The 17,725-nt window shown below is 51.0% G+C and carries 26 protein-coding genes; 24 read left to right on the top strand and 2 right to left on the bottom strand.

What is annotated here, in order from left to right; translation table 11 throughout:
* Window positions 1-358 precede the first annotated feature (358 nt).
* From KDN35_RS07970 to KDN35_RS07855, 24 genes are all read left to right on the top strand, one after another.
* Window positions 359-811 carry a helix-turn-helix domain-containing protein gene (locus KDN35_RS07970; protein ID WP_212132501.1) on the top strand — a complete coding sequence of 151 codons (453 nt, stop codon included), beginning with the start codon at window positions 359-361 and terminating at the stop codon, window positions 809-811.
* 28 nt (window positions 812-839) lie between these two features.
* Window positions 840-1,241, top strand: coding sequence for a DnaD domain protein (locus KDN35_RS07965; protein ID WP_212132500.1), 402 nt, complete (start codon window positions 840-842; stop codon window positions 1,239-1,241).
* Between the two features lie 59 nt (window positions 1,242-1,300).
* Window positions 1,301-2,014 carry a BRO family protein gene (locus KDN35_RS07960; RefSeq protein ID WP_212132499.1) on the top strand — a complete coding sequence of 238 codons (714 nt, stop codon included), beginning with the start codon at window positions 1,301-1,303 and terminating at the stop codon, window positions 2,012-2,014.
* 224 nt (window positions 2,015-2,238) lie between these two features.
* Window positions 2,239-2,697 (top strand): ArpU family phage packaging/lysis transcriptional regulator, encoded by a 459-nt coding sequence (locus KDN35_RS07955; protein ID WP_171564773.1) that lies wholly within the window; start codon window positions 2,239-2,241, stop codon window positions 2,695-2,697.
* Window positions 2,698-3,038: 341 nt separating this feature from the next.
* Window positions 3,039-3,467, top strand: a complete 429-nt coding sequence (locus tag KDN35_RS07950; RefSeq protein WP_212132498.1) for a phage tail terminator family protein — start codon at window positions 3,039-3,041, stop codon at window positions 3,465-3,467.
* Between the two features lie 93 nt (window positions 3,468-3,560).
* On the top strand, window positions 3,561-4,622 hold the full coding sequence (locus KDN35_RS07945) for a phage tail sheath subtilisin-like domain-containing protein (protein ID WP_212132497.1): 1,062 nt from the start codon (window positions 3,561-3,563) through the stop codon (window positions 4,620-4,622).
* 15 nt (window positions 4,623-4,637) lie between these two features.
* Window positions 4,638-5,075 carry a phage tail tube protein gene (locus KDN35_RS07940; protein WP_171564776.1) on the top strand — a complete coding sequence of 146 codons (438 nt, stop codon included), beginning with the start codon at window positions 4,638-4,640 and terminating at the stop codon, window positions 5,073-5,075.
* 13 nt (window positions 5,076-5,088) lie between these two features.
* Window positions 5,089-5,478, top strand: a complete 390-nt coding sequence (locus tag KDN35_RS07935; RefSeq protein ID WP_171564777.1) for a phage tail assembly chaperone — start codon at window positions 5,089-5,091, stop codon at window positions 5,476-5,478.
* Window positions 5,479-5,702: 224 nt separating this feature from the next.
* Complete coding sequence (locus KDN35_RS07930) at window positions 5,703-6,251, top strand: hypothetical protein (protein ID WP_171564778.1); 549 nt, start codon at window positions 5,703-5,705, stop codon at window positions 6,249-6,251.
* A gap of 407 nt (window positions 6,252-6,658) precedes the next feature.
* A complete protein-coding gene (locus KDN35_RS07925) occupies window positions 6,659-8,461 on the top strand; it encodes a tape measure protein (RefSeq protein WP_212132496.1) in 1,803 nt (600 codons plus the stop codon).
* 14 nt (window positions 8,462-8,475) lie between these two features.
* The gene (locus KDN35_RS07920; protein WP_349290963.1) at window positions 8,476-8,898 is read left to right on the top strand and encodes a hypothetical protein; all 423 of its coding nucleotides are present in this window, start codon (window positions 8,476-8,478) and stop codon (window positions 8,896-8,898) included.
* A 4-nt stretch (window positions 8,899-8,902) separates the two neighbouring features.
* Entirely contained in the window at window positions 8,903-9,919 is a 1,017-nt protein-coding gene (locus tag KDN35_RS07915) for an XkdQ/YqbQ family protein (protein WP_171564780.1), read from the top strand.
* A gap of 12 nt (window positions 9,920-9,931) precedes the next feature.
* The gene (locus KDN35_RS07910; protein WP_171564781.1) at window positions 9,932-10,378 is read left to right on the top strand and encodes a DUF2577 family protein; all 447 of its coding nucleotides are present in this window, start codon (window positions 9,932-9,934) and stop codon (window positions 10,376-10,378) included.
* A complete protein-coding gene (locus KDN35_RS07905; protein WP_171564782.1) occupies window positions 10,375-10,812 on the top strand; it encodes a DUF2634 domain-containing protein in 438 nt (145 codons plus the stop codon). Before KDN35_RS07910 ends, KDN35_RS07905 begins: the two co-directional genes overlap by 4 nt.
* The gene (locus tag KDN35_RS07900) at window positions 10,813-11,883 is read left to right on the top strand and encodes a baseplate J/gp47 family protein (protein WP_171564783.1); all 1,071 of its coding nucleotides are present in this window, start codon (window positions 10,813-10,815) and stop codon (window positions 11,881-11,883) included.
* Window positions 11,876-12,433 (top strand): putative phage tail protein, encoded by a 558-nt coding sequence (locus KDN35_RS07895; RefSeq protein WP_171564784.1) that lies wholly within the window; start codon window positions 11,876-11,878, stop codon window positions 12,431-12,433. The genes KDN35_RS07900 and KDN35_RS07895 overlap by 8 nt, the downstream gene beginning before the upstream one ends.
* The gene (locus tag KDN35_RS07890; RefSeq protein WP_171564785.1) at window positions 12,430-12,714 is read left to right on the top strand and encodes a hypothetical protein; all 285 of its coding nucleotides are present in this window, start codon (window positions 12,430-12,432) and stop codon (window positions 12,712-12,714) included. The genes KDN35_RS07895 and KDN35_RS07890 overlap by 4 nt, the downstream gene beginning before the upstream one ends.
* Entirely contained in the window at window positions 12,714-12,986 is a 273-nt protein-coding gene (locus tag KDN35_RS07885; protein ID WP_212132495.1) for a hypothetical protein, read from the top strand. Before KDN35_RS07890 ends, KDN35_RS07885 begins: the two co-directional genes overlap by 1 nt.
* Before the next feature lie 45 nt (window positions 12,987-13,031).
* A complete protein-coding gene (locus KDN35_RS19865; RefSeq protein WP_249178991.1) occupies window positions 13,032-14,720 on the top strand; it encodes a hypothetical protein in 1,689 nt (562 codons plus the stop codon).
* 17 nt (window positions 14,721-14,737) lie between these two features.
* Complete coding sequence (locus tag KDN35_RS07875) at window positions 14,738-14,917, top strand: hypothetical protein (RefSeq protein WP_349290962.1); 180 nt, start codon at window positions 14,738-14,740, stop codon at window positions 14,915-14,917.
* Entirely contained in the window at window positions 14,917-15,054 is a 138-nt protein-coding gene (locus KDN35_RS07870; RefSeq protein ID WP_212132493.1) for an XkdX family protein, read from the top strand. The genes KDN35_RS07875 and KDN35_RS07870 overlap by 1 nt, the downstream gene beginning before the upstream one ends.
* A 133-nt stretch (window positions 15,055-15,187) precedes the next feature.
* Window positions 15,188-15,658: a phage holin family protein gene (locus tag KDN35_RS07865; protein WP_171564789.1), complete on the top strand. Its 471-nt coding sequence runs from the start codon at window positions 15,188-15,190 to the stop codon at window positions 15,656-15,658.
* Between the two features lies 1 nt (window position 15,659).
* Entirely contained in the window at window positions 15,660-16,550 is an 891-nt protein-coding gene (locus tag KDN35_RS07860) for an N-acetylmuramoyl-L-alanine amidase (protein WP_212132492.1), read from the top strand.
* A gap of 1 nt (window position 16,551) precedes the next feature.
* Window positions 16,552-16,860: a hypothetical protein gene (locus KDN35_RS07855; RefSeq protein ID WP_171564791.1), complete on the top strand. Its 309-nt coding sequence runs from the start codon at window positions 16,552-16,554 to the stop codon at window positions 16,858-16,860.
* A gap of 41 nt (window positions 16,861-16,901) precedes the next feature.
* Here the strand turns inward: KDN35_RS07855 and KDN35_RS07850 are convergent, their stop codons facing one another.
* Together KDN35_RS07850 and KDN35_RS07845 are read right to left on the bottom strand one after the other, a co-directional pair.
* Complete coding sequence (locus tag KDN35_RS07850) at window positions 16,902-17,105, bottom strand: helix-turn-helix transcriptional regulator (RefSeq protein WP_212132491.1); 204 nt, start codon at window positions 17,103-17,105, stop codon at window positions 16,902-16,904.
* Window positions 17,106-17,435: 330 nt separating this feature from the next.
* On the bottom strand, window positions 17,436-17,725 hold a 290-nt coding region (locus tag KDN35_RS07845), incomplete at its 5' end, for a hypothetical protein (RefSeq protein WP_212132490.1).

Raw genomic sequence — 17,725 nt, 5'->3', positions numbered from 1 at the left:
GGTCGATACCTCCGCCAGAAACGAGGTCAATCCGGGGGCGGCCAGCGGAGCCGTAACGGCTGCCGGTGTAGGTTGGGCCGGCAGCGGCCTCGTGACTAAGCGGAAAGGAGGGACAACTTGCATGACGTTCAGGCTGCAATAAAGGCAAAAGACCCAGCGCGGCCACGCTGAGTCTCGGTCAAATATGCACGATTGGGAATCACTTTAATCGTAGCTTATCGTCCCTTGTAAATCAAGAGGAGGGATACCATGACAGTTTCCATCGCATCAACGAAACTATGGACTGACAACAGCAAATAAACGGATGCCGGCTGCCAAGCGGCTTTCCACCAACCAGTGTAGAGGGTGAGGTGATGGTGTGAACTACATACGAGAGCTGAACGCCTTTGTAGATTGGCTCGAAACAAACCCATTGGAAGCAACCGCACAAACTTTGTGGTTCCACCTCATGGCGATCGCAAACAAGAGCGGTTGGCCAGAGTGGTTTGCGGTATCCAATCTAACCCTGCAGGCGAAACTCAGCGTGACGGAAAACACCCTGGCGAAGCACCGGAACACCCTCGTTCAGAAGGGAAGGATAGAGTACCGTTCACAGGGGAAACAGAAGGCCGGCAAGTACCGGATCATTCCGTTCTCGGCTCCTAATCTTACCGCAAAAAATGAGGTGAATCACGAGAAAAGCGATGACCATGCCTCAAAAATTGCAGCAGATCGTGAGGTGCTTCATGAGGCAAACCTTGCGGAAAAACGTGAGGTAAACCATGAGGCTTTATATAAACAAAACGAAACGAAAGACAAATTTCTCTCTTGAAATACCGGTACGCGAAAATTTTCTCCCGATGATCAATGAGTTGAATATCAAGTGTAGGGGTGTATGGGACATCGATGCGTTGGAAGCCTTCGTCGGCATTATGGAGCCGGAGTTGATACGCGAAGCCCTAAAGCGTTCGGAGATGAAAAGCGTCGCGTATGCAATTGAAATTCTCCGGAATTGGCATGCGGAGAAGATTCACACCGTTCAAGTGCTTCGTGAACATGAGGGAAAGAGACGTTCGCGATTGCGTGGTTATCGCGGGAACGTTGTGCTCATGGACAAGCTGCCCGCGTCCATTCAGTGGCAGCAAGAGCAAGAAAGGCTTGGGGTGCCGATACAGCCACGAGAACCGCGCACAGTGGCGGATGACCCAGAATTGGCTGAGATGCTTCGTGACTTGCATCGTTCAAAGAAGGCAGGGAGTTAGGCCGGCGGCGGTGCAGAGGCGAGATGCGGGCATCAGGGAGTGAGGAAGGAGGAAAAAGCATGCACGTACTTCAAAGCGTATTCCGTTTTCAAGACAAGCAGGTGCGAGTTGTTCTGCGGGATGGGGAGCCCTGGTTCGTGGCTCGTGATGTGTGCGAGGTGCTGGATAACCGTGATACCGGTACGGCAATTCGGCAGCTGGATGACGATGAGAAGCTGATCCAAACGATGATTGAATCAGGTCAAAACAGGGAGGTATGGCTGGTGAACGAGCCGGGCCTGTACTCACTCATCTTGTCCAGCAGCAAGCAAGAGGCAAAATCCTTCAAGCGCTGGATTACTCACGAGGTAATACCGGCGATCAGGAAGACTGGCGAATACGCTGTCGATCAAAGTAAAGCCGTCCCCCTCAGCGAACGCCAGGCGCTGATTCAATCCCTCAAGCTGACGGCAGAATTGGCGGAGGAGATGGAGGAGGTGAAATCCGTCACCCAAACCCACAGCCAAAAGCTGCTGGAGCTGGAACAGAAGGTCGACGAACAAATCACCATCGACTACGGAGAGCAGCGCATGTTGCAGCAGGCGGTTGCTCGCAGGGTCTACGAGGTGGAGAGCGATCCACAGCGGCGCCGTGCATTGTTCCGCCAGCTGTATCGGGAGATTAAAGATCGTTTCGGAGTTCCCAGCTATCGGGATGTACGCCGGTCCGAACTGCAGCAGGTACTCCGCTGCGTGGAAGCCTGGATGCCAGGCTGGAAAGCGCAGGACGCCTAACACAAGCCCGGAATAAGTAATCGAGCAGCACAAGCTTAGTCCAAGCCAACTGATTTGTCGAAGGGACACTCCTGCTGAAATGGTCACCGTTTATCGGCAGACAGGTTCGTTTGGCGTGTTTCGAAAAGGAGCGTAGAACATGGTAGAGATCTGCGAAGACGTCGAGGTCACTGCTGTCCGGGCTGAATTGACCGGACAGAAAAATCAGCGAGGGGGAATGAAAGATGAGCGCGCAGCAATTACTGCCGAAGATTGATCGTCCAGCCACAGAGAGAAGAGTAAAAGAGGCATTGGATTTAGCACGCGACTTCATCAGGATGGGATTTCATCCTGGTGTAGAGGTAGGTACAACGACTGGTTACTCCTTGGTTCCCCCAACTCAGACAAACCAGTTCCACAGCAGCACGGAAAACGTGGCGATCAAAAATGTTGACATAGAGTTAAAGCGCAAAGAGTATGTGCAGCGTGTGATTACTGCTGTGACGAGGTTGGGAAAGAGAGAACGTGAACTGATTTTGAAGAGGTGGTTCGGGGACGAGGATATGACTGACATAGAGGTATACATGGAACTTGGTATGTCGCAGTCCACTTACTATAGGATCAGAGGCAGAGCATTTTTCAAGCTGGCGTTTGCATTGAAGTTAGAGGTCTATGAATGTGACACAGATTTGAGAGGAAATTGAGCGAATAATGAGGAACGATTGTTCCTGTCAGGTGATAAAATAATATCATCGGATAATAAGAAAACCACTCGATTTCTCGGGTGGTTTTTTGTTTTCCTGCCAGGATGATACGAATGCCAGTAAGCGCATGGGGCTTTGAAAGGAGGTGAGGATGTGATACTTATGAAGTTTGCTCCGTACATGTTCGGCGTCAAAGAAAGGAGCGACACGCTGGAGCTGAACGTCGATGGCCGTCGCTTGCTTGGAGTTCCGGACATCGACATCGGAAGTCAATGTAAAGCTTTCCAGGGGAGGTGATGAAAAGCTGACGTTGCAGATGATGGGTAGGGAGAGACAGTGATATGCTGACGCGCATGCAGATCATGAATGCGATCAATGACAAGATCAAGGCAGAGTTTTCGAACATACCGATCCTAAGCAGCGACGCAGAAGAAGGGATTAACCGCCCTTCTTTTTTCGTGTCTCTGGAAACGAACCGGGTGGAAGCGTTCCCGTACAGCATTCTTCGGGATATGACCTGCCGTATCCGATTCTTTCCTGCCAATCTGTCCAATTACAGGGAAGAAGTCTACGATGTCATGGATCGGCTCGACAAATTGTTCGCGTTGTCCTTTACGGTCGGCGATCGAACGATCACGATCTCCGGTGTTACAGCCGAAGTGATCGACAAGGTACTGCACTACGACTTCGACTTTTCGTATTACGACGACGCCGCGGTTGATCCTGACGCCGGTGTGAATACGGAAAAGATGCGGGAATTGTTGTTTTGATCGCTGACTTTGAAGTGAAATCACGAGATTGGGATGTGCCAATCCGGTGAAAGTGTTCGACAAAATCATGGATAAGTTTTGGGAGGTGGCGGCATGGGTCTGCCTGAGATTTCGATTATTTTTTCATCGTTGGCCGTGTCGGCAATTCAGAGAAGCCAGCGCGGCATTGTGGCGCTAATCCTCAAGGACGATACGGGGAGCTTTGATACAAAAGAGTACAAAGCTGTGTCTGAAGTCCAATCAAGCGATTGGTCCTCGCCAAACCTGCAGTATATCAAGGATGCTTTTCTTGGTACGCCATCGAAGGTGATTGTGGAGAGAATCGACACAACCGCCGCAAATTACAACGATGCGCTTGCCCGATTGGGGAGCAAACGGTGGAATTACCTAGCCGTTCCAGGGATTCAACAAGGAGATGTTGCGGACATCGTCTCCCAGATTAAAACCTGGCGGGACACTCAGAAGAAAACCTATAAAGCAGTGTTGCCAAATGTGGCAGCCGACCATGAAGGGATCATCAACTTTGCGACTGAGGGCATCAAAGTAAAAGGCATTGACAATCCTTTCTCGGCATCTGAATATACAGCCCGGATTGCGGGTATTCTCGCTGGATTACCGCTGAACCGCAGCGTAACCTACTATGTGCTGCCAGAGGTTGAAGCAATCCAAGAGAGTTCTGATCCGGATGCCGACATCGATGCAGGAAAACTCATCCTGATCAATGACGGCGAAAAAGTCAAGATCGCCCGCGGCGTGAACAGCCTTACTACGACAACAACGCAAAAGGGCGCAGATTGGAAAAAGATCAAGATCATCGAAGGACATGATCTGGTAAAAGAGGACATCATTCGGACGTTCCATGACGAGTATGCAGGAAAGATCATCAACAGCTACGACAACCAGGTTCTGCTCATCACTGCCATCAATGCGTACCTGCGGAGCCTGGAAGGGGACGTGTTGGATCCGACTGCAGATAACACGGTGGGCGTGGACGTGGAGGCACAGCGCCTGGCCTGGGAAGCGATTGGTACGGACACGAGCAATTGGGACGATCAGAAGGTGAAGGAGAACACGTTCCAAGCAAAAGTGTTCCTGGCCGGACGTCTCAAGTTTTTGGACGCAATCGAAGACCTGCAAATGAAGATTTATGTATAAGGCGGTGAATAGAAGATGGCAAAACCCGATGTAAGAAAAGTCATCAACGGAACATATGGCCGTGTGTGGGTAGACGGAGAACTGTGGGCCGAAGTGGACAGCTTTGAGGCAAAAGTAACGATCAATTACGAAGATGTCAACTTTGCCGGTGAGGCAGCCACCTATAAAAAAGCTGTAGGCTGGACTGGTGAGGGGTCCATGACGATCAAAAAGGTATACTCCCGAGTACAACAAAAGCTGGCTGACGCTGTACGAAAAGGTGAGTATCCTCGTTTTGAGATCGTTGGAAAGCTGGCAGACCCGGATGCTCATGGAGCGGAGCGGGTCGCGCTCTATGATGTCACAATCGGTGAATTCTTCCTCCTGAAGTACGAGCAAAAAACGCTGGGGAGCGAAGAGGTACCGTTTGCGTTCAGTGATTATAACATGCTTGACACCATTTCTGTTAAATAGGAGGTATCCGGCAGTGGGGAAACAGTTGACCATTGCAGATCTGCTCGCAGAGAAAGAAAAATTGAAGCGAGGAAAACGCCGAACGGCCAACCTGTACATCGAGTCACTGGACGGAGAGATCACGATTCAGGAGCCGGATCGCTCAATAGCGATTGAGGCGTTGACGATGGCGCAGGACGACTCGCGCAGCCAGATGGCCGACCCGTATATCGTCTATCACTGTGTGGTCCAACCGGATCTGAAAGACGCGCAACTTCAAAAGGAATTCGGCTGCGTCGAACCGACAGACATCGTGGGTATCTTGTTCCGTCCTGGCGAGATTGCGGCGATCAGCGGCCACGCTTTGAAGCTAGCGGGCTTTGGCGAAGGCGTGCGAAAAGTGGATCGTGACATAAAAAACTGATTGAAAGTGGTGACGAGGACTTTTACTTTCTCCACCACTATGTACAAAAAGGATTTTCACCGGAGTATCTGCTCGGACTGGACTTTGCGACCAAGCGTTTCATGGTCCAGTCCATGATCGTATCCATGAAAGAGGAAAAGCAGCGATGGGGCATTTAGGTTTCCTCTACCTTTTGCTTGGAAATATTAGTATAATATTCCTGTGGGTAAAAGGGAGAGGATTCCATGTTTTATGTAATAGCCTTTAGTATCGTTGTTGTTCTGATTGTAGTGATTTTGATAAATCGTGCAGGTAATAAGGAAATGGACCGAAAGATGCACGACTCCGGGGCCGATGCTATGATAAGCGCCTTCCATATCGAAGGAATTGGCCTTGGAAGAAGAGCAGACTGTGATTTATTCCTTTTTTCGGATAAAGTAGTCATTGATCACAATGGCCGAAAGTTTGAAATTCCATTGGCCAGGATGAGGGCAGCAGTGGTTAAAACGGAACAAGAAATATACGAAAAAGACAAGAGCGTCGTTGGAAGAGCCTTGATCGGTACGTTGCTTGTTCCGGGATGGGGAACAATCGTAGGTGGCATGTCGGGTATCGGAACCAAGAAAGTGAAGGGCAAGTCAAACACCTACTTGATCTTAAACTTTGTTAATAATAACGGAAAATTAGCAGGTGTTACGTTTCTGAACAATTTTAATATCATCCGCGTAAACAAGTTTTGCGAAGCAGTCAATAATAAGATAAGTGAGAACAAAACAGAAACGGTGATCTTGTAATATGTTTCAAAAGGCACTCAATGAGAGTGCTCCAGCGTGTAGATAACGTCCGCGGCGCATGGGAGATCGGGTCCGCTCGATCGCTTGACGCCCAGCACAGAAGCGGATGTAGTCCGCTCCAAAACGAGACGCGGGCAGGGGACAAACATCTGGGTGTTTCGAGGAAGTGAGACTTGTGTCCCCTGTTGATCCCCGCGTCTTCGTTTTCCCGCTGAGTGGGTCGTCAAAGGAGCTCGCTTGGCCCATCTCTCCATGCGAGGTACGTTGTCTTCCGCTTCTGTTTGATGAATGTGCAGGCCTTCCGGTCTGGAAATCATTTTCTTACGGACGCTTCCAATGAACCGTTTGTCTTCAGTCTGAGGCACTCAATGAGAGTGCTCTTTTCTTTTGTGAGGGGGTGAGATGCGATGATAACCAACTTCACTAATACGCTATTAAATGCTTTGGCACAGGATTATCAACGCCGTTTGAAGGAACTCCAGCAGATCAGCAAAAAAACATGGGATGTGATCAAAACGGGTGCGGCAGCTGCAGCGGGCGCGGTAAAGACCGCTTCAACCGCCATTGTCGGAATTGGTATTCAAGCAAATGCCAGCTTTGAGACGGCCGAACAGTCTCTTGGTCTCATGCTCAACTCGACGGAGGCTGCGAAACAGATGGTTTCTGATTTACAGAAACTGGCAGAGTCGTCACCCTTTGAATTTTCCGGATTGCAGCAGTCTGCCAAGACGTTGTTGAATATGGGTTTCACTGGGCAGCAAGTCATGCCCGTCTTGCAGCGTCTGGGTGATGCAGTGGTAGCAACCGGCGGCAGTACCAAGCAATTGGAGGGCATAACCCAAGTGTTAGGTCAAATCCAAATGAAAGGGAAGCTGAGCGCTGCAGAGGTAAACCAGCTTGCGGAGAGCGGTATTCCTGCTTGGCAGATACTTTCAAAAGAGATGGGAAAAACTCCGGCAGAGCTGATGAAGTTGGCCGAGCAGGGCAAACTCTTATCCAGCCAGGTTCTACCGATACTGTTTACAGGTCTGGAAAACCGCTTTGGCGGCTCCATGCAAAAAATGTCGGAGACGTTTGAGAACACGGTCGCCAATATCAAGGCAACAGGCTCGCGGCAACTCGCCGAAATCACCAAACCGCTGTTCATGGCGGTCAAGGAAGATATGAAAGGGATTCGGGAATTTCTGTCCAGTGATCGCGCAGCAGAATGGGGTGCACGCTTTTCCGCGGCCCTTATGGCGGTCTATTTTGGCGCCAAAGCGGTGGCGGAAACGATTTGGGAGGTTTCCTCCTTTATCATGGAAAACTGGTCCGTCATTGGACCAATTGTGTACGGAGCCGCCGCGGCTTTTCTCATGCACAAGCTCGCTGTGTACGGTTCGACGCTTGCGATCAAGTTATTTGGCCAGCAGTCAACTTTCGCCGCCATAAAAACTCAGGTGATGGGCGTTGCGGCATTGGTTGCCTCGGGTCAGGTCAGTATCCTAAGGGGCGCCGTGTTATTGTTGAATGCGGCATTCAAAGCCAACCCAATCGGGTTTGTCGTTACATTATTGGGGTTGCTGGTCACCGCCGGTATCTATGTCGTTCAAAACTGGGAAACCATTAAGCAAAAAGGGATGGAACTGTGGAATGTCGTCGTTGGCGCAGTGGAATGGGGCGTGAATAAGTACATCGATTACGCGAACTTCATGCTCCGTGTGTTCAAATACGCCTGGGACGCCATCAAGTTCGGCGCGATTTCCATGTGGAACGGAATCATTGCCGCCGCAGAGATGGGCGTACAAAAGATGCTCGAGCCTCTTAATGCGGCTCTGGAAGCTTTCGGTAAAGAACGTATCGAAGTAAACTTTGCAGGGGCGAAGGTGGCAAATATTGATGTGCCGACTTGGGACAGCAGTTATAGCCCGATTCCCCATTTAGACTTCAGCGGTGCAAAGTTTTCCACGGGCAAAGCGTCAAACGACATCGCACAAGCTCGAAAGGAACAAAACGAAGCCCGTAAACTGCGCGTCCAACAGGATCAAAAGCTGCTCGACGCGCTGAACAACAACACCAAGGCACTCACCTTCAACACGGATGCGACTGCGCTCAACACGAGTGCAACCGACAAAAACACCAAGGCGCAATTGAGAGATAATCAGACTCCGTTGGATCTCGCAGACAGCCTGTTGGCGCGGATTGAGCGCCATATCTGGGCAACGACGTAAGGGGGTAGGTCAGGGTGATCAACGTGTTTTTGTCCATCAACAACAATGCTGAAGTCCTGCAGCTCCCCGTGCCTCCAGCAGAATACAACGTGCCGTCTCCATGGAACAACGAGCGGGTGGACGGATTGCAGCAGACGCTGAACCTGATTGGATTAAAAGGACTTCGCTCCGTCGAGATCAAGAGCTTTTTTCCGGTTCGGGATTACCCCTTTCTGCAAAATCGGAGTATGTGGGGGATGGCCTATGTAGAAACAATCGAACGTTGGCGCGGCATGCGAATCCCGGTCCGTCTGGTCATCGTCGATTCAGGCGGCGCTCAATCGCTGAACATGGCTGTCACCATTGATAATTTCGAGTGGGGTGTTAAACAGGACGGGGACATTTCCTACACGCTGCAGATGACGGAGTTCCCATTTATTAGCACAGCGAGGGGGTGACAATGTGTTTCAGTTACTCCTGATCAAAAATGATGCTTCCAAAACCCTTGACATTACGCCATTGGTCGGCAGCATTTCATGGGATTCCAACCTTTCCCTGATGGCGTCCATGGAGTTTGACATCAACTGGACAGACGCAAAACTTTTTCCTGTCAATCCTTGTGATTTGGGAGACGTCGTGATCTTGACCAAGGATGGACAGGAGGTACATCGCGGCGTAATCGTTACGGAAGGCCGATCTGGAAGAGAAGCGATCAAATACACGGTGTACGACTATGCCTGGTATTTGGGCAAGTCCAAGAGCGTGTACCAGTTTAACCGAATCCCGGCGTCCCAAGCAATCACGAAGATTCTAAACGATTTCGGCATGCTGATCGGCAGCGTCCCTTACATGGGCACAGTCATCGACGAAATCTATCTGGAAAAAAGCCCGGCGGAGATTATCGAGGACATCTACAAACGGCACGAAAAGGCATCTGGCAAGCGGTACAACGTAGAGATGCGGCAGGGCAAAATCTATTTTGAAGAGATGAAAGACCTGGTCATTAAAGGTACGTTTAAGCTGGCGGATAATATCGCGCCGGTTGATGTGCTGGCCAATCCGTTGGGGGCGGATCGCACCCGGACCATCGAGAGCATGCGAAATCGGGTGAAAATCCTGATTGAGCGAGACGACCAGGAGAAGACGAAACCCAAGTACGAAATCGTCGCAAACGCGCAGGATGAGGGACTGATCCGAAAATACGGGCTTTTGGAGGAAGTATTCAAGATCGATGCCGAAGATGCCGCAAAGGCCAGAGAGGTGGCTCGCATCCTCTTGAGCCGGCTTGCGCGGATCCACGAAACCAACAGCTTAAAGCTGGTAGGCGATGTGGCTTTCAAGGCCGGCCGGCTGCTGGACGTGGACGAGCCGATCACTGGCATGAAACAGCGGTTTATGATCACAGCGGTAAAACACGAGGTAAAAAACCAGATCCACACCATGCAGCTGGAACTGGCTCTGCCTGAGGACGTTAAGTAGGAGGGGTGATCCGTGGACAGTATCGACCGTCTGGCGCAAAAACTTGCCCAAATGTACAAGGATAATCGAAATCCCTTGAGTACGGCCCCCGTGGTGGGAAAGGTCTTGAGCGTTTCCCCTCTGCGTATCCAATACGGGGAAAACATCATCCTGGAACAGCACAAACTGATCGTCGCCGAACGGCTGATGATGGGTACTCCTGTTGAGATAACAGAGACCAACATGGTGGGTAACGATGCGAGCAATTCGGCCACTATCACATTTCATCGTGAAGTAGGCGGGGATCTGACAGAGCGCATCAAAAGATTGTCCATTCCGGCAGCCACCGGGGAGAACAACAAGATCGTGGCCAAACTGACTACTCCCTTGCAAGCAGGGAACCGGGTGATCATGATTCCTGACCAGGACTGGAAAAACTGGTTTGTGCTCGATAAGGTTTGGGAGGGGGGCGAAACATGACACTGCCTCAGATTGCCCAGCTGGAGTTTCCTGACACAGAGCTGATTCAGCAAACATCGCCCGAGAAGGTCCACAAGACTTTTTTGTGGGACTTCAACAAGGGCGATTTTGTCTTGAAAGACGGGAAACTGATTGAGGTAACCGGAATCGAGTATGTAAAGATTTGGGTAGAAAAAGCGCTTCGCACGATGAAAGACTCCCTCATCTACGAAGGAACCGGGTATGGAAGTGAATATCACACACTGATCGGCAAGAACTTCCACCCGGACTTTACCCGATCAGAGTATGAGCGGATGATTCGCGATGCTCTGCTGCAAAACGATGCGATCACCCAGGTGGACAACTTTGTGTTCACCCAAAGCGGCGAAAAACTCACCATCGAGTTTCAAGTAAAGAGTATCTATGGTTCAACGGAAGGGAGGGTGACGGTGTAGATGGCTGATAAAAAAGAGATTCTCACAGAAATGATGAGTTCACTTTCTTCCAGATATGACAAGCGCCCGGGCAACTTTGCGTATGATTTTCTCGCTCCGGTGGCAGATCGCTTTGAAAAGACAGATACAGAAATTGCGACGGTCAAGGAAAAGCTGGACATCTCCAATCTGTCAGGCCAGGAGCTTGAACGACGTGTCTATGAACGGACAGGGATTGAACGAAAACAGGCCACACACGCGATCGGCAGTGTGACCGTTACCGGTACCGGGACAATCTTTGTGGGAGATCTGTTTGAAACGCCAGGCGGCGTCCAATTCCAGGCGACGGAGCAGAAAAATATCGCTGTCAGCGGCACCGTAAATATTCGGGCTGTCGAACCTGGTGCCAGCGGAAACGTCCCGGCAAACACGATCACCATGTTTCCTGTCACACTGGCAGGATTTACAGCGGTGACCAATCACGAACCTACAGCAGATGGCTTTGATGCGGAATCTGATGAGGATCTCTTGCAAAGATACTACGAAAAGATCCGCACGCCAGCAACGAGCGGCAATAAATATCACTATAAAAACTGGGCGAAAGAGGTCCCCGGTGTTGGAGATGCGCGGGTCATTCCCCTCTGGAACGGCGACAACACAGTGAAGGTGGTCATCATCGACAGTGACAGGAAGCCGGCCAGTCAATCCATCGTGGACGCTGTGCAAGAGCACATTGATCCGGGCATTACCGGAGACGGAAGCGGTGCAGCCCCTCTTGGTGCGTTTTGCACCGTGGTAAGCGCGACCGGGGTTAGCATCGACGTTTCTGTTACGATCATGCTCTCCCCTGGATACACCCTCCAGCAAGCTGCAAATAACATTCAAGTGAAGCTGACGCAATACCTGAAAGATATTGCCTTTATTGAGCCAGATGAGATGTCGTTTGTAAGCTATGCAAGGATTGGAGGAGAGATCCTGGACAGCGAAGGTGTTGCCGATTACAGTAATCTGCTCGTCAATGGAGGCACGGCAAACATACCGATTGGCAGAGAAGAAGTAGCAGTGCTTGGGACGGTGACGGTAGATGGCTGATAAGATGATCAATAGATTGGCACCCTTTATGCGCCGGTCCGAGGTGTTTAAGTCCTTCTTTGATTCCGTCGAACCGGCGTTTGCCAGCAGAGAAGAAGCCATATCAGACTTGGAGGCCCAGATGTCAGTGACAACCGCAACCTGGGCTTTGCCTTTATATGAAAAGGAATATGAGATCAAACCAGATCCATCCAAGTCATTGGAGGAACGCAGGGCGGCCGTTATCGCGAAGATGCGCGCAACAGGTAAGTTCACTGCCGAAATGGCGCTCGCCATTGTGAGGGCTTTCACCGATCAAGTGCGGCGGGTAACCTTTACGGGCAGGATCAGGATCCATTTTGACGGGCTCACCAATCTAAACCTTATTGCTGTCGCGGCTGCGCTGGAGGACGTCAAACCGGCGCATATCGATGTGGAGTATGATCTGGGGAATAGCTGCGCTCTGGTGATAACAGATAAGGTGACTGTCAGCCAACGTCGGTACCATAAGGTGTCTGAGTTCCGGGTCGGCATGAAGCCGATTAAGTATCAGACTGAGGTGATCGTATGATTGATAACGCATATTTGGCCCGCGCCGCCGAAGACCTGAAAAACCGAATCGGATCCCTCGTCGTGAATAATCAAACCGTTCCGATTCAAAACGTTACCCGGAACGGCAGGACAATCATCGTAGAAACATTGAGCCAGCAGGGGATCACGGAAGTGACATCCATTAGGCTGTACGACGAGAAAGGGAACTTGATCACTGAGCGGATGCCCAGCATTACTGTTGCAGATCAGCAGCGACTGGCCTTCCGATTTGAATTTGAAGTGAAAGGCGGGAGCGCATAATGCCATATGATCCAAAACTGGACTGGAAACCTGACGACGACGTCACGGAAGCCGACATTAATCGATGGGAAAAGGGGATCGCGGACGCTCACGTGCAGTTGGCTGCGCTGTCTGCGGACGTATCAAACCTGAAAATCCGTATCAATACGATGGAGTCGATTTTGCCGGAGAACTTCCTCTACAACAAGTTTGACGACGATCTATCCACAATCGACTCTATCCGGGTGATCAGGGGCTATTTCAACGAGGCTCAATCACGCTTGGAGGTATAATCTACCTTCTGAAAACGGTCATTTTGAGCGAGAAGGGGGAGAAAGATGCCCGTAATAACCAAAACGTTTGCTGAAAGTACCGCCAGAACGCAAACGCAATCGTTAACTATTCCAAAGCTAAAATCGATCAAGAGTGTAACGGTAAACACCGGAACCGTCACGTATTCGGTAAGCGACCAAACCATCACATTTCAATTGAAAAATGGTTCAGTCTCTCGTACTGTTCAAACTGGTGGGTCGTATACTCCGGCAGACTCCAAGACTGTTACCGAATCTCGTACAAGCTCCAGCAACAATTTACCTAGCAGCATCCCCTATAACAGTGGGGGATACTCTGGAACTCTTTATGGTCAAGGGGTAACTCAAACTGTTATAAGCGGTTCAGCAGGAGACTCAAAAACAGTTACGGAGACGAGGACATACGAGGCATCGGTGTTTGAAGCCGGAAACTGGGATCAAGTTTACGCAGCAGCATTGGCTGGACTGCCTTCCAACATTTCATATAATAATGGTGGATACACAGGTACACTGAAAAAAACAAGCGCAAAAATTATTAGTCAGAGGACGAAAAAATCTGGCGACTCCACCACGTTCTATGCAACAGCAGAAGGCACATACTCGGGTACAGTAACGAAGCCGGACACTCGTGTTTATCAATACTCTCAAAACTATTCAGGAATCGTGACGAAACCAGCATCCGACACACGGACATATGAATATTACTATCAATACACAGTAACAGTGGATTACGTCGATAACTCATCACCTACCTTAACCTTATCTACGGACGACAATCAAACATTATCAGAAGGCAACTCTCTGCAAATTAAGGGCAATGCTACCGACGCCGACGCAAACAACAATGTCGTAATCAAATGTCAAATTAACAATGGACCAATACGAAACATAGGATCAGGCGTATCCGACGGGGTAACGCCTATTTCTTTTGCCCGCACGCTGACCTACCACAACAAGCGGCTGTGGGACGGCGCGATGGACGTAGCTGGAGCTGATCTGGCCGAAGACGTCGATCACATCCTCAAGGTATGGGCAGAAGACGACCAAGGTGGAAAGAGCGCGGAAGTCACGCGCAAATTCCGCGTCATCTGGAATCGGCCGCCGGTGATCAGTGGGGCCAACGAAGACTTGGGTAAGATCATGGAGCCCCCGAGCAAAACCTATAGCGTCACTGATCCGGAGGGCAACCCTTTCACCATCACAGAAAAGATCGATGGAAAGGTAATCCGGTCATTTGAAGGCGTACCTGGTCGGGAGGAGACCGTAACGATCCCGCATGACATGTGGATCAGACTGGAGCTGGACACACCACATGCACTGACTGTGGAGGCTAAGGATAACAACGGAATGACTTCGACCAGGACGTTTACGTTTGTCAGGACAGAGACACACATCGAATTTATGCTGGACTTTGACAACCCGGACGTAGAGGCACATTTCACCTTAGACGGGATGCCTACGCGCGTGCTTGTCACGCTGGAGCGGTACCTGCCGCCGGGTTCTTCGATCGAGTTTGTCCGAGTGTGCAACAATGCAATGGACCAATCGCCGACTTGGGAGGATATGACCGCAGCAGTTCTTGCCGGCCGGGGTTATCTCTTTACCAACCAGCAAAAAACCGCCGCGAACTGGCGCATCAATATCTGGGTGTGCATCGCCAAAGGCACAGCGACAGAGCGGGTGAGATTGGACGGATTTGGGGGTGCGTTTGATTGAGTTTCAAAACACAAAACGTGGAGAAAATTTCAGTCATTCGTCAAAAGGAGCAGGAAGACCCGGTATTAACCATGGGGCAGGAACTCGCCATGCTGAAGCTGGAAAATATTGAAAAAGACGCGATGATTCAAACCCTTGGGCAGCAGTTGGCATTGGTCAAAGTGGAACTGATCCAAATGAAAGGAGGTGGTGTATGATGGCATTCTGGAACCTGGCGTACAAATACAAGTGGGTCACGATTGATCAGTTGCGCTTGGCTGTTCGGACTGAATCCAATCCATACGGGGAGATCACGCCGGAGGAGTTCAAGCAAATCACCGGCCAGGATTTCTGAGCGCCTTTCCCAATGCGGACAGGCGTTTTTCATGGGGAGCAGTGGCTCCCCTTTTTTTCATCTAGACTGAAAACCCGTCCCTGGCCGAGCAGGGCTTTGATTTTGTCCTGGGGGGCGAGGAGGATGAAGAACATTGCGCTTTGTACAAAGACTTGAACTGGAGAACATTGCAACCCAAGCAAACGCCCTCGCAGCGACGTTGGGGGCGGTGACAGCACCTGTGTTCCATTACTTTTATGGCACGGGCCGGACTGACATTATCGTGGTGCTTTTGCTTTGCATTGTACTGGATTGGATAACCGGCATCCAGGCAGCCAAGAAAAAAGACAAAACGTACTCGTCGGAATATGGCCTGAATCGCATTCCGCGTACCTTGTTTCTGCTGGCCCTGCCGGCGTTGGGCAACTTGCTTGACCGCGTGATGGGCACGCCGGGCTTTCTCTTTTACGGCGTCACATTTGGCCTCATTTATCACACCTGGAACAGCCTGACGGCCAATGCAACACGAGCCGGATGGCCGGTGCCAAAGGCAGTCGCCAAACTGGTGGAGTCCGAAATCAGAGCCAAGACTGAACGGGCCATGAGACAAAAGGAGGGTAAGTGAGATGAAGAGAGTGATTCTGATCGACCCCGGTCATGGCGCCGAAACAGCCGGTAAACGCTCCCCGGACGGCACGCTGCGAGAGTATGAATTCAATCGAAATGTCGCTCGCCGGCTGGTGAAAAAACTCCATATGTCCGGCTTCGACGTCCGCCTGACGGTGAACGATGACAAGGACATGCCCTTGATTCAGCGCACGAACCAGGCGCGAGACTTGAAACGGCAGGGATACGACGTCCTGCTCGTGTCCATCCACGCCAACGCTGCCGGTAACGGATGGAGCACAGCGAACGGGATTGAGACGTACACAAACGACCAGGCGGAGAAGCTGGCGCAGATTATTCAGCGTCGCCTCGTAGCAGATACCGGTCTGCGGGATCGCGGGGTGAAACGAGCTGACCTGCACATCACCAGAGAGACCGCAAGACACGGCATTCCTGGTGTACTCTGCGAACTGGGTTTCATGACCAACCGGGACGAGTGCGCCCTGTTGAAAACGGATGCCTTCCGGGAGAACTGCGCCGCCGCGATTGCGAAGGTAATCTGCGAACACTACCGAGTGCCTTTCAAAACATCCACAGAAAGTACACAACAAGCACAAACGGTTGTAGATCAAGTTTCCATCGAGATTAACGACAGCCGCCTGCCAGTTCAGGGTTATCTGCGTGACGGCGTATCGTGGCTTCCGATCCGGTCCGTGGCCGAGGCAGTCGGCGGCAAGGTGGAGTGGTGCGCCTGCACAAAACAGGTCAAGGTGAACGGCCAAGACCTGACAGAGAGCATCGAAAACGGCACGTCGTATGCCCCTGCCCGGGAACTGGCTGCCATCCTCGGTCTGGCGGTGGAGTGGGACCAGGCAACGAAAACGGTAAAACTGAAGAAAGGATGTGTGTGACATGACTTTCGCGGATGTGGTTGTCTTTGGACAAGAGTGGGGTGCGTTGATCGCCCTTTTTCTTTTGGTACTGCTCGTCCTGGCCGCCGACCTGTTCCCGCGCATCGCCGCCTTTATCGCCGAGATCGAAGCGGTGTTCCCCGGCTTGTACGACCATCTGGAGGCGAAGGAGCAGGCCCTCGTCAATCGTTATGACCGGCTGCCGACAAGAATCCGCGCCGGTTTCGCTTTGGTGGGTGGGAAAACAGCATGGGCCGCGCTGGTCAGGTGGATGTACAAATTCGTGCGAGATCGAGCAAAGAGAAGCTAAACAAACAGCCCTCTGCCGAAAAAACCGGTGGAGGGAATTTTTTATTCTCTCTCGTCTTTCTTCCTTCTGCCGCGAAGCCGGGGCGTGTCCATCCATGTTTGAACTTGCTCCCGAAGCCACAACGGTCCGCAAGCAAGCTCCTTGACGGGCTGCGGGAACTGTCCACGCCTCAGATACTCCTTCATGTAGTTCTTGGACTTGCCGGTCATTTCGCAGACCTCTGACAACCCCATGATGTCGTCCAAATTAATCTGCAATTATTTAATCCCTTCTTCCCAATGCTGCTGTTATCCACAAATATGCCACAACGTAAATCAGGATGGCTTTCTGCCACCACTGAGCAGCAGGCGAGTATGTGGCTAAAACAGCGAACCCTAACACTCCACGGATGGAACGCAGATTTCTGATGTCTATTTTTCTTGTCTTCATGCTATTCTTAGGATGGTGGGGGGGCCTCACTGGTCACCTGCGGCGTTTACCTTGGCGGGAGCGCCGCTTTCGCTTTTTCTTCCGCTAGCTTCGGGTGTACCTACTCCTTTCACCATCCCACGTACTCACCTCCTTTCTGGCCTTAATTATGCCAATTCGTTTAATCTGTAAAATATTGGTCTTCCCGCAGCAACTCTCTGCATGGCGGCAGGTTCGATTTCCATCACCCGCTCCATATGAAACCCTTGAGAAATCGACGTTTTTTGGTAAGAGGAAAAACCGCCTCCTGAGCGAAGGCAGGTTTTTTGCTGACACATCCTTGTATCCGAAGCATCGTTTATTAGCCCTTCGATCTCGTTACGACATGAACGCACGCTGCTGTCGCAACACATACCAGAACAGACAAGGGGAATGTCAACAGGTACGCATTTGTATA

The sequence above is a fragment of the Brevibacillus sp. NL20B1 genome (assembly GCF_018195675.1).
GTDB lineage: Bacteria > Bacillota > Bacilli > Brevibacillales > Brevibacillaceae > Brevibacillus > Brevibacillus aydinogluensis.
Note: the sequence above shows the minus strand (reverse complement) of the source record. Positions and strands in the feature narration are given on the sequence as shown.

What these genes read in the sequence shown, in the direction of transcription:
- KDN35_RS07965 (WP_212132500.1), top strand. Translation starts at nt 840, where the DNA reads ATGATCAATGAGTTGAATATCAAGTGTAGGGGTGTATGGGACATCGAT.
- KDN35_RS07960 (WP_212132499.1), top strand. Translation starts at nt 1,301, where the DNA reads ATGCACGTACTTCAAAGCGTATTCCGTTTTCAAGACAAGCAGGTGCGA.
- KDN35_RS07955 (WP_171564773.1), top strand. Translation starts at nt 2,239, where the DNA reads ATGAGCGCGCAGCAATTACTGCCGAAGATTGATCGTCCAGCCACAGAG.
- KDN35_RS07950 (WP_212132498.1), top strand. Translation starts at nt 3,039, where the DNA reads ATGCTGACGCGCATGCAGATCATGAATGCGATCAATGACAAGATCAAG.
- KDN35_RS07945 (WP_212132497.1), top strand. Translation starts at nt 3,561, where the DNA reads ATGGGTCTGCCTGAGATTTCGATTATTTTTTCATCGTTGGCCGTGTCG.
- KDN35_RS07940 (WP_171564776.1), top strand. Translation starts at nt 4,638, where the DNA reads ATGGCAAAACCCGATGTAAGAAAAGTCATCAACGGAACATATGGCCGT.
- KDN35_RS07930 (WP_171564778.1), top strand. Translation starts at nt 5,703, where the DNA reads ATGTTTTATGTAATAGCCTTTAGTATCGTTGTTGTTCTGATTGTAGTG.
- KDN35_RS07925 (WP_212132496.1), top strand. Translation starts at nt 6,659, where the DNA reads ATGATAACCAACTTCACTAATACGCTATTAAATGCTTTGGCACAGGAT.
- KDN35_RS07905 (WP_171564782.1), top strand. Translation starts at nt 10,375, where the DNA reads ATGACACTGCCTCAGATTGCCCAGCTGGAGTTTCCTGACACAGAGCTG.
- KDN35_RS07900 (WP_171564783.1), top strand. Translation starts at nt 10,813, where the DNA reads ATGGCTGATAAAAAAGAGATTCTCACAGAAATGATGAGTTCACTTTCT.
- KDN35_RS07895 (WP_171564784.1), top strand. Translation starts at nt 11,876, where the DNA reads ATGGCTGATAAGATGATCAATAGATTGGCACCCTTTATGCGCCGGTCC.
- KDN35_RS07890 (WP_171564785.1), top strand. Translation starts at nt 12,430, where the DNA reads ATGATTGATAACGCATATTTGGCCCGCGCCGCCGAAGACCTGAAAAAC.
- KDN35_RS07885 (WP_212132495.1), top strand. Translation starts at nt 12,714, where the DNA reads ATGCCATATGATCCAAAACTGGACTGGAAACCTGACGACGACGTCACG.
- KDN35_RS19865 (WP_249178991.1), top strand. Translation starts at nt 13,032, where the DNA reads ATGCCCGTAATAACCAAAACGTTTGCTGAAAGTACCGCCAGAACGCAA.
- KDN35_RS07870 (WP_212132493.1), top strand. Translation starts at nt 14,917, where the DNA reads ATGGCATTCTGGAACCTGGCGTACAAATACAAGTGGGTCACGATTGAT.
- KDN35_RS07860 (WP_212132492.1), top strand. Translation starts at nt 15,660, where the DNA reads ATGAAGAGAGTGATTCTGATCGACCCCGGTCATGGCGCCGAAACAGCC.
- KDN35_RS07855 (WP_171564791.1), top strand. Translation starts at nt 16,552, where the DNA reads ATGACTTTCGCGGATGTGGTTGTCTTTGGACAAGAGTGGGGTGCGTTG.